Raw genomic sequence first — 8,707 nt, 5'->3', positions numbered from 1 at the left:
TCGAGTCGGGTGAAAGTGTAGTGATTCATCATAAGTATCGGCTGACTCACCTTGGACTAAGGGGTGAACGAGTTTGCTGATATGACCTCTTTAGTTCCAAATAGGCAGGGGTAAACAGCGCCTTCTCCCACAGGGAGAGGGACCGGTCGAGTTGGGTGAAAGTTGAGCATCGGCTGACTCACCTTGGACTAAGGGGTGATCGAGTTTGTTGATATGACCTCTTTAGTTCCAAATAGGCAGGGGCAAACAACTCCCTCTCCCTGTGGGAGAGGGTTGGGGTGAGGGGCGTCAGACGTTTTTACGCTCGATGGTTTCTTCGCCCCAGTACAGTTGGTCGGCTTCGGTTTTACTGAACGCCAGCGGCAGTACTTCATCGCTACCTTCTTCCCAAATTTTTTGCGCCAAAACCTCGTCGTTACCGGCCAACTCAAAGATCGCTTCGGCAATTTCTACCGAGGTTTCACGCACTGTCGCCCAAGATTTCACATTATGATTTGCCATGACTGCTCTCCTGTTGAGTGTGAGGCACAGCCTAGTATAGGCCACAATTCTGCTGCTGGTTTTTGCAAGGCATGCGTATTATTGCCGAAAATTCAGGGCGGAACGCCTACGGCAAAATGCAAAACGGCGTGGTATTCTTTGCCGCGTTTACATCAACAGAGGAAAAATTATGTCTAGCGCACTGAGCAACGATCAAGAACTGGTTTCCGATCTGGTTGCCTGCCAACTGGTTATCAAGCAGATCCTGGATGTGATCGACGTGATCGCGCCGACCGAAGTACGGGACAAGATGGCCAGCCAGCTCAAGAGTATCGATTTTAGCAGCCACCCGGCCGGGGCCGATCCGATCACCAAGCGGGCGATTGAAAAAGCGATTGCGCTGATTGAGATGAAGTTTAACCGCGAGTAACCGGGTTATCTTTTGTTCAAAATGGGCAAGGAGATCTAAACGGCCGGTTAAACTTCGTTTAAGTTGCCTATGCTAGCATTGATGATTAAGTTAACAACATAATCATAAGGCTGCTAAGGTTTGGGGCGTAAAAAACTGCTGGTGATAGCGGCAACGCTGTTTGCCTGCTTGCTTTTCTATCTGCTGGCTCTGGATAGCTATTGCGATCAAGGTGGGAAGTTTGCACTGGGCATTTGCTCTATCACGCGTATCGTTCCCTGGTAACATGGCGAAATAACAATTTTTCGCAAACTTGCCCCTGGCCTTGGTGAGAATGCTACTATATCGGCTTGGTTGAGGCAGTAGAGTAGATAGGGTTGTCCATGTTTGATTTAGCTTCTGGCCCGTCCGGCCTGATTTCCATCGCCGTTGTGGTATTGGCTGTATTGCTTGGCCTGTGGGTCTGGTTCATAGTGAATCGTGCCAGCGTACGCGCCAACGAACAGATCCAGCTGTTGCAGGAAATCGCCGAGCAGCAGCGCCAGCAAACGGCACTGTTAAAAACGTTGGTGCAAACCGCCCGGGGGGACAAGACATCGGTTGACGATTATGATGATGACCTTAGCCCGGCACTGAGTTATAAAGGGTTTATCCCAGAGCGTTAATCGCGCGCCTCATTTGGTGAGAAGGTTAAGGACACGTCGGTTATCTCAGTTTCAGTTTTAACCGGATCGCCTTCTCACCATTCCGTTTCAGTAAAACACCATCCCCTGATAGGGTTTCTGCCGGCAGGCTGCCAACCGGCTTGCCAGATCGCCACAGTGGATTTCCAGCGCGTGCCGATCGGGATCGAGAAAGTAGCAAGATTCGCCCTCACTGTGATTATTCTTCCACTCCTGTACGCCAACTTTGCGCAAACGCTCCACAATGACGGCAAAGTTCTCGGGTGCCACACTAAACGCGTAATGCGTATAGTCGCTCAACATCTCATTTTTTCGGGCACCATCCAGTGACAGGCATAGCCACAGTTCACCCAATGCAAGATAGGCACCTTGATGCCAGCGGGCTTTGGGGGTGAATCCCAGCACATCTACATAAAAACGAAAACTGCGTTCTACCTCACTTACCGCGAGCGTCAGGTGGTTAAGACCCAGCAACATAATCAATTCATCCGTAAGTAAAAATAATGTTAACGACGCGCGAGCTGTCATAAATCTGTCGTATTGGCATCGTAATGTAGCGCCAACTCTACGAAAGATGGATATCAGCAATGATTAGATGGTACGAAGAAAGCGACGCCGAAGTAAACCGCAGCATTGCGTTAATCACCGGGGAAAATCCGGATAAATGGTACCCTTACGGCGGTGTGAAAGGGAAAGACTACTGCAAGAACCCCTCCGATGCCTGGCCGATTATCTGCGCCAACAAAATAAGCCTTAATGCCCCCGAACAAAGTGACCAGCCACAGTGGCAAGCCAGTATTATCACCCAGCAAGGGGAATGGCAAGCCGGTAGTCATAGCCCGCTGCGGGCCGCAATGATCTGTTTTTTATTGAGTCAGCAAGCGCAATAAATCAAATGTTAGTCGATAATGTAGATGACCCGTAATGATGAGACACCGCCTTATTCTGACAATGGACCTGTCGCTGACGGAGACTGTTTTATGAAGCGCATTATCAAAGGTGATACCAATCTCTCACATTTAGTGATTGCCCATGCGGCGATCGATTGTCATGCCAAAAGCTATGGGCTGCACCGACAAGGCTGGCCCTCAACCTACCTGATAAAGTATCAAAACGATCGCGTGGCGGTGGAGGTCATCACCCGCCGTCAATCCTATGTGGCGACGCTGATGATCGGCGCACGTAACCTCAGCAAACTGTGCGGTATGCCAAGCTGACCGGCGAAGCAAACTTCTTGTAACCTCCTGGCCCGGTTAATGATTACCGGGCGCTAATCCTTGATGCCTGAAAGGTTAAGTGTTAAAACGCCCGCAGGTTTATTTATTGGTTGGCGATATCTTGCGCAATGCTGCCTGGATACTCAGCCGGACGAGGAAAAGATGGGCGGTCAGCTTCAGGATACCCCGCTAAAACGCGGTTTAAAAAATAGACATATACAACTTATTGCCTTGGGAGGTGCCATCGGTACCGGCCTATTCCTGGGTATTGCACAAACCATACAGATGGCCGGGCCTTCCGTGCTGCTGGGCTATGCCATTGGCGGTTTTATTGCCTTTTTGATCATGCGCCAACTGGGGGAGATGGTGGTGGAAGAGCCGGTGGCCGGTTCCTTTAGCCATTTTGCCTATAAATATTGGGGGGACTTTGCCGGCTTCTTGTCCGGTTGGAACTACTGGGCGATGTTTATCCTGGTCGGTATGGCGGAACTGACCGCCGTAGGGATTTATATTCAATACTGGTGGCCTGAAATCCCAACCTGGGCATCGGCGGCGGTTTTCTTTGTCGTGATTAACCTGGTCAATCTGGTGAACGTACGCCTGTATGGGGAAACCGAGTTCTGGTTTGCCATCATCAAGGTGGCGGCGATCCTGGGGATGATCGTATTTGGTGCGTATCTGTTGGCCAGCGGTAACGGTGGCCCGGAAGCCAGCATTAGCAACCTGTGGGATCAGGGCGGTTTTATGCCTCACGGCATCAGCGGCCTGGTGATGGCGATGGCGGTGATCATGTTCTCGTTCGGAGGGCTGGAAATGGTGGGTATCACCGCAGCAGAAGCTGCCGATCCGCGCCGTAGCATTCCTAAAGCCACCAATCAGGTGGTGTATCGCATCCTGATTTTCTATATCGGCTCGTTGACGGTGTTGCTGTCACTTTATCCGTGGGGCAAGGTTGTGGAAGGGGGCAGTCCGTTTGTGATGATCTTCCATGCGCTCAACAGCAACCTGGTGGCGACCATGCTCAACGTGGTGGTACTGACGGCAGCGCTGTCGGTCTACAACAGCGGCGTGTATTGCAACAGCCGGATGCTGTTTGGCCTGGCAACACAAGGCAATGCGCCAAAGGCGCTGACCAAGGTCAACAAACGTGGCGTACCGGTACTGTCTATCGCGTTATCGGCGCTGGCCACCTCGGTAGGCGTATTGATTAACTACGTCATGCCCGGTGAGGCGTTTGGCTTGCTGATGGCGCTGGTGGTTTCGACGTTGGTGATTAACTGGGTGATGATTTGCCTGGCACACCTGAAATTCCGCGCGGCCAAGGATCGCCAAGGGGTGATCACCAGCTTTAGGTCTCTATGGTATCCGTTTGGCAACTATCTATGCCTGGTGTTCCTGTCGTTGATCCTGGTGATCATGTACTTCAGCCCAGGGATCCGCATTTCCGTGCTGTTGATGCCGGTGTGGGTGCTGCTGTTGTGGGTTGGGTTTATGCTGACCCGGCGTAAAAAGGCGGGGGGTAACAAGAGGTAGTATTCACGTAGGAGGCGCCGCAGCGCCTCCAAACGGTTAACGGGCGACGGCGTTGCCCTGGTGGTGGCGCCCCAGCCGCAGCAGCTTTCTGCACAGCAGGAACAGGGTGCTGATAACATCAATCACCACCACGCTAAGCATCAGCAGGCCCAGCATAAAAAAGCCTGCCAGGGTGCTTGCCAGTAACAGCAGCGGTGACGGTACGCGTAGCCGGCGCAGCTTCATTGCCAGATACATTTTCCAGTATTGCCCTTGCGTAGTCAGCGCTCGGCGATAGCGGCCCATACGAACGCGTGACTTGCCTGATGCAGTCCGGCTCATAACTCCTCCTTTTCAGAATGTCCTAGTAAGTAAATCACAAGGTTCTTAAGAAAGGCTTAACAGGTTCTTGGCGACCTTGGCCTTCTTACTTGGCTATGACAACAACATCGACAAAAAGGTCAGTTGTTTGTCATTGCGATACTATAAGCTATTGGGTAGGCAATCTTGTAACGGTTGCGGCACCATTATGGTACTACAGGGAGAGAATGGGTTGAAAATAACCAACAAATATTACGACGCCAGCAAAGCGCATCATACGCCACAGGGATTCTGCAACCCGGAGCCGTCGCTGCACCAGGCCGGGGATCTGAAGCGCTGGCAAGAGGAACGCAAGAAGCTCGGCCTGCCCAAACCTCCTCAGGCGGGCTACGAGCAGTTTATCGCCAACTGGTGGCAAGCCGCCGACCTGAGCGGCGAACAGGACCGTGTATGGTGGTTGGGCCATGCTTCTCTGCTGTTGCGCCTGGGAGGGCGCCATGTGCTGATCGATCCGGTACTGTCGCCAAGGGCATCACCTGTGAGCTTCTACGGCCCGCATCGCAAGACACCGCCTCCGCTAACGGTAAAGCAGTTGCCCGCGGTAGATGTGGTGCTGATTTCCCATAATCACTACGACCATCTGGATCGTCAAACCATCAGGGAACTGACCAAACGCTTTCGCAATGCCACCTTTGTTGTACCGCTGGGCCTCAAACGCTGGTTCAGCCATTACCCGGCCAAACGGGTGGTCGAACTGGATTGGTGGGAGAGCCTGACGCTGGACGAAATGACGGTCTACGCCACGCCAGCACGCCACTGGAGCATGCGTACACCGTGGGATCGCAACCGTTCTCTATGGTGTGGCTGGGTGATCCATCACCCGGCGCTGCGTTTTTATTTCTCTGGTGACAGCGGTTACAGCGAGCGGTTGGTCGATATCGGCACCCGCCTTGGGCCGTTCGATATCGCGGCGCTGCCCATTGGTGCTTACGCCCCGAGATGGTTCATGCAAGAGCAGCATATGGACCCGCAGCAGTCGGTGAGGCTGTATCAGCAATTGAACGAACCCAGAGTGATCCCGATCCATTGGGGCGTGTTTGAATTGGCCGATGAGTCGTTGGATGAACCACCTGCACAACTCAGCCTGGCACTTCGCGAGGCCGGGGTTGAGCAGCACAGTTTTTATCCGCTGAAGATTGGTGAGCATCTGGAGGTTAGCCCTAACTCCTAATGAGTATCATGGGGATGCGGCGTACCCTGCGTCGGGTGGCGCTTGGCGTGGTGCGGCTTTGCGGGGATTGCGGCGGGTAATGGATTAAACGGTCACGCCAAGATTAGCGGAAAAAATGCCTTGGCGATGTTGTTAATCTTCGGCGGAAATAGCTGCTGAGTGGGTAGGTGGTATTTTTATTATTTGTTTTTATCCTTACTAACTTAGCTACGGATATAAATTTCCAGGGTAGGGGGGGCTATTTCGTCCGCTTGCACATTCTTGGTGCAAAATTTGGCACGCTGCATGATTATGCACTGGTCTGCGTGAGCGTTTTGGCCCGAGTGCACGACTCTGTTGTGGCGGTCCAAAGCATAACTCTCCTGCTATGACAGGCTTTGCTACCCAAAGGTCGGATCAGTAGGCCATTTGCCCCCCGGTCATCGATATTCAATAGTTGCATATAAAATTCCATAAAGATTCAAATTTTTTTACGTTCTTGGGCCTGTCTGCGGCTTATATGTGGTGAAAACCGCTCGCTGCCAAGTTGAAAGAATTGTTAAAACTGAGGCGCCACGCGGAGTACAGCGCGGCCTCTTTACAAAGCAGAAAATAGCCAAGGCTTCAACCTCTTTTGCCCTATTTAAGCTATTCTTGCGGCTGACCGTTTCAAATATGTGCGACACGTCCATGAGTGATTAAAAATGGCTTGCCATCGATTCCAGAGTATGTGATAACGCACTTGGGTAAAACGAGGTACAGTTCTGTATATGTGTGGCATTTTCAGTAAAGAAGTTCTGAGTAAAGACGTTAGCGTTGAATACCGCTTCTCTGCCGATCCTTATCTTAGTGCCTCAAGCAGTAACGACTCTAGTTTGTCTATGTAACGCCTACGGGCGGTTTAAACAATCCAAAGGAAATACTCAAGATGGCAAAGATCAAAGGTCAAGTTAAGTGGTTCAACGAGTCTAAAGGTTTCGGTTTCATCACCCCGGCTGACGGCAGCAAAGACGTATTCGTACACTTCTCTGCAATCCAGGGTAACGGCTTCAAAACCCTGGCTGAAGGCCAGAACGTTGAGTTCGAAATTCAAGATGGCCAGAAAGGCCCATCTGCAGTAAACGTTACTGCAATCTAATCAGCGTCAGCTGAACAAAAAACCCGCCTTAGTGCGGGTTTTTTCGTTTCTGGCATCGGTGAATGTCACCCGGTGATGATGATGCCGGAATACTGATTACGGCCTTTAATCCCCGGATGGTTGGGATCTTGCGCTCGGCGATGGCTGTTGCGGCGATAACTGGTGTATTTAAAGCGCTGCGGCTGCCGTGGGTCGCTGTTGAGCGTGCAGATGGTGCAAGAGCCTGCGTGATCGACCGCGGCGAATCCCAAGGCATTGAGCTTGTTTACGGCGATGGCGGCCAGATCCAGATGGTGGCAGGTCGGGCTGATCAGCTCTGCTGGCAAGGGAAGTGCTTGCCGAAACTGTTCGACCAGTTCCTGATTAACCTGATAGCAGCAAGCGCCCGCAGCGGGGCCGATGGAGGCTACCCAGTTGGCGGTATCGTCATCCTGGCCGATGCGTTTGGCCATCTGCTCCAGAATGCCATCCAGCAGGCCGCGCCAGCCCGCATGTACCGCAGCAATGGCGCTACCGTCTTTACGGCTGAAAATGACCGGCAGGCAGTCTGCGGTTAATACGCTGATCAGGATCCCTGGCTCACGGGTAAAGAAGCCATCGGCTTCACCGCATTGCTGGCCGGCCTGATGGATATCGACTATGCGAATACCGTGTACCTGTTTTTTCTCAGGCAGCGTATTGCGAAAGGGTTGTAACGGCGTTGGCAGAAGGGCACCTTTATTGCCAAAGCCATGAGCGATGCCAGGAACGCCGCTGAGCAGCGGGGAATAGTCGGTCATAGAACGTCTTTGCCTGTGGCTGAGAGGAGATATCCAGTGTAGCCAGCTTTTGGATTACTTGGCTAGTGGCAGATGGGCATCCGCCTTGCATCGTACACCAGCCTTCTTTAGACTACCCGCGCCATCTCTCTCTGGGATCTCATCCATGTCTTATCAGTGCCCCCTGTGCTTCCAACCGCTTGATTTCGCAAACCAACAGTGGCGTTGCGAAAATAACCATCAATTCGACCATGCCAAAGAAGGGTACGTCAACTTAATGCCGGTGCAACACAAGCGTTCTAAACAGCCGGGTGACAGTGCCGAGATGATGCAGGCCCGTCGCGCATTTCTTGACGGCGGCTACTACCAGCCGTTGCAACAGCGGGTGGCCGAACTGTTAGCCAACACCTTGCCTATTGAACCACAGGCACTGCTGGATATTGGTTGTGGTGAAGGCTATTACACGGCCGCCGTGGCTGCACGCTTGTCTCAGGAGCGGATTGTGGCGGTGTATGGCCTGGATGTCGCCAAGGTGGCGATTCGCTCGGCGGCCAAACGCTACCCGGCGGTCTCTTTCTGCGTGGCTTCCAGCCATCGCCTACCGTTTGCCGACGCGTCGCTCGATGCGGTGTTACGTATCTATGCACCCTGTAAAACCGAGGAATTGGCGCGGGTAGTCAAGCCGGGTGGGGTGGTTGTGACGGTGTCACCGGGGCCGCGTCACCTTTTTCAGCTAAAACAGCAGGTTTATCAGGAGGTTCAATTGCATGCGGAACATGATGAGCAGCTTGAGGGCTTCAGCTGTGAATTGGCCGAGTCACTGGCTTATCCGATGGCGCTGCCGGGTGACCAGGCTGCCAATCTGTTGCAGATGACGCCGTTTGCCTGGCGCGCTTCGCCGGAGGTGCAGCAAGGTTTGCTAGACATGGCGACCTTTGCCTGTGAGACGGATTTCGCTATCCGCTTATACCGCCGGGTC

At 52.8% G+C, this 8,707-nt stretch carries 14 protein-coding genes; 10 read left to right on the top strand and 4 right to left on the bottom strand.

The features are described from left to right. Positions 1-288 precede the first annotated feature (288 nt). Positions 289-501: a YccJ family protein gene (locus ACKWMY_RS27380; RefSeq protein WP_021181021.1), complete on the bottom strand. Its 213-nt coding sequence runs from the start codon at positions 499-501 to the stop codon at positions 289-291. A gap of 169 nt (positions 502-670) precedes the next feature. Between ACKWMY_RS27380 and ACKWMY_RS27375 the strand changes: the two genes are divergently transcribed. The 3 genes from ACKWMY_RS27375 (at position 671) to ACKWMY_RS27365 (ending at position 1,554) form a co-directional block, all read left to right on the top strand. Then, positions 671-910, top strand: coding sequence for a DUF2766 family protein (locus tag ACKWMY_RS27375; protein WP_021181023.1), 240 nt, complete (start codon positions 671-673; stop codon positions 908-910). A 120-nt stretch (positions 911-1,030) separates the two neighbouring features. After that, on the top strand, positions 1,031-1,174 hold the full coding sequence (locus ACKWMY_RS27370; RefSeq protein ID WP_037435707.1) for a PhoP/PhoQ regulator MgrB: 144 nt from the start codon (positions 1,031-1,033) through the stop codon (positions 1,172-1,174). A 98-nt stretch (positions 1,175-1,272) separates the two neighbouring features. Beyond that, positions 1,273-1,554 (top strand): YebO family protein, encoded by a 282-nt coding sequence (locus ACKWMY_RS27365; RefSeq protein WP_409487435.1) that lies wholly within the window; start codon positions 1,273-1,275, stop codon positions 1,552-1,554. Between the two features lie 87 nt (positions 1,555-1,641). On the opposite strand, the gene fos is transcribed toward ACKWMY_RS27365, so the two are convergent. Continuing rightward, positions 1,642-2,049 (bottom strand): fosfomycin resistance glutathione transferase, encoded by a 408-nt coding sequence (gene fos / locus ACKWMY_RS27360; RefSeq protein WP_211135559.1) that lies wholly within the window; start codon positions 2,047-2,049, stop codon positions 1,642-1,644. 110 nt (positions 2,050-2,159) lie between these two features. On the opposite strand from fos, the gene ACKWMY_RS27355 reads away from it, so the two are divergent. The 3 genes from ACKWMY_RS27355 (at position 2,160) to ACKWMY_RS27345 (ending at position 4,322) form a co-directional block, all read left to right on the top strand. Further along, positions 2,160-2,462 carry a phage protein NinX family protein gene (locus tag ACKWMY_RS27355; RefSeq protein ID WP_024531218.1) on the top strand — a complete coding sequence of 101 codons (303 nt, stop codon included), beginning with the start codon at positions 2,160-2,162 and terminating at the stop codon, positions 2,460-2,462. A 90-nt stretch (positions 2,463-2,552) separates the two neighbouring features. After that, on the top strand, positions 2,553-2,789 hold the full coding sequence (locus ACKWMY_RS27350; RefSeq protein WP_024531219.1) for a DUF4060 family protein: 237 nt from the start codon (positions 2,553-2,555) through the stop codon (positions 2,787-2,789). Positions 2,790-2,951: 162 nt separating this feature from the next. Then, positions 2,952-4,322 (top strand): amino acid permease, encoded by a 1,371-nt coding sequence (locus ACKWMY_RS27345; RefSeq protein ID WP_024531220.1) that lies wholly within the window; start codon positions 2,952-2,954, stop codon positions 4,320-4,322. 36 nt (positions 4,323-4,358) lie between these two features. Here the strand turns inward: ACKWMY_RS27345 and ACKWMY_RS27340 are convergent, their stop codons facing one another. Continuing rightward, positions 4,359-4,643, bottom strand: a complete 285-nt coding sequence (locus ACKWMY_RS27340; protein ID WP_065684260.1) for a hypothetical protein — start codon at positions 4,641-4,643, stop codon at positions 4,359-4,361. 211 nt (positions 4,644-4,854) lie between these two features. Between ACKWMY_RS27340 and ACKWMY_RS27335 the strand changes: the two genes are divergently transcribed. From ACKWMY_RS27335 to cspE, 3 genes are all read left to right on the top strand, one after another. Then, complete coding sequence (locus ACKWMY_RS27335; protein WP_024531222.1) at positions 4,855-5,853, top strand: MBL fold metallo-hydrolase; 999 nt, start codon at positions 4,855-4,857, stop codon at positions 5,851-5,853. A 749-nt stretch (positions 5,854-6,602) separates the two neighbouring features. Further along, positions 6,603-6,719 carry a DUF2627 domain-containing protein gene (locus tag ACKWMY_RS27330; RefSeq protein ID WP_002211058.1) on the top strand — a complete coding sequence of 39 codons (117 nt, stop codon included), beginning with the start codon at positions 6,603-6,605 and terminating at the stop codon, positions 6,717-6,719. A gap of 41 nt (positions 6,720-6,760) precedes the next feature. Continuing rightward, entirely contained in the window at positions 6,761-6,970 is a 210-nt protein-coding gene (gene cspE / locus ACKWMY_RS27325) for a transcription antiterminator/RNA stability regulator CspE (RefSeq protein WP_002221949.1), read from the top strand. A gap of 65 nt (positions 6,971-7,035) precedes the next feature. Here the strand turns inward: cspE and ACKWMY_RS27320 are convergent, their stop codons facing one another. After that, positions 7,036-7,749, bottom strand: a complete 714-nt coding sequence (locus tag ACKWMY_RS27320; protein WP_409487434.1) for a polyphenol oxidase family protein — start codon at positions 7,747-7,749, stop codon at positions 7,036-7,038. Positions 7,750-7,894: 145 nt separating this feature from the next. Between ACKWMY_RS27320 and rlmA the strand changes: the two genes are divergently transcribed. Then, positions 7,895-8,707: 23S rRNA (guanine(745)-N(1))-methyltransferase (rlmA, locus tag ACKWMY_RS27315; RefSeq protein ID WP_409487433.1), on the top strand; the 813-nt coding region annotated here is incomplete at its 3' end.

Origin of the sequence: Serratia sp. J2, assembly GCF_046269175.1 — a bacterium.
GTDB classification, from domain to species: domain Bacteria; phylum Pseudomonadota; class Gammaproteobacteria; order Enterobacterales; family Enterobacteriaceae; genus Chania; species Chania fonticola_C.
Note: the sequence above shows the minus strand (reverse complement) of the source record. Positions and strands in the feature narration are given on the sequence as shown.

What these genes read in the sequence shown, in the direction of transcription:
- ACKWMY_RS27350 (WP_024531219.1), top strand. Translation starts at nt 2,553, where the DNA reads ATGAAGCGCATTATCAAAGGTGATACCAATCTCTCACATTTAGTGATT.
- cspE (WP_002221949.1), top strand. Translation starts at nt 6,761, where the DNA reads ATGGCAAAGATCAAAGGTCAAGTTAAGTGGTTCAACGAGTCTAAAGGT.
- ACKWMY_RS27375 (WP_021181023.1), top strand. Translation starts at nt 671, where the DNA reads ATGTCTAGCGCACTGAGCAACGATCAAGAACTGGTTTCCGATCTGGTT.
- ACKWMY_RS27380 (WP_021181021.1), bottom strand. Translation starts at nt 501, where the DNA reads ATGGCAAATCATAATGTGAAATCTTGGGCGACAGTGCGTGAAACCTCG.
- ACKWMY_RS27355 (WP_024531218.1), top strand. Translation starts at nt 2,160, where the DNA reads ATGATTAGATGGTACGAAGAAAGCGACGCCGAAGTAAACCGCAGCATT.
- ACKWMY_RS27320 (WP_409487434.1), bottom strand. Translation starts at nt 7,749, where the DNA reads ATGACCGACTATTCCCCGCTGCTCAGCGGCGTTCCTGGCATCGCTCAT.
- ACKWMY_RS27365 (WP_409487435.1), top strand. Translation starts at nt 1,273, where the DNA reads ATGTTTGATTTAGCTTCTGGCCCGTCCGGCCTGATTTCCATCGCCGTT.
- fos (WP_211135559.1), bottom strand. Translation starts at nt 2,049, where the DNA reads ATGTTGCTGGGTCTTAACCACCTGACGCTCGCGGTAAGTGAGGTAGAA.
- ACKWMY_RS27340 (WP_065684260.1), bottom strand. Translation starts at nt 4,643, where the DNA reads ATGAGCCGGACTGCATCAGGCAAGTCACGCGTTCGTATGGGCCGCTAT.
- ACKWMY_RS27345 (WP_024531220.1), top strand. Translation starts at nt 2,952, where the DNA reads ATGGGCGGTCAGCTTCAGGATACCCCGCTAAAACGCGGTTTAAAAAAT.
- ACKWMY_RS27330 (WP_002211058.1), top strand. Translation starts at nt 6,603, where the DNA reads ATGTGTGGCATTTTCAGTAAAGAAGTTCTGAGTAAAGACGTTAGCGTT.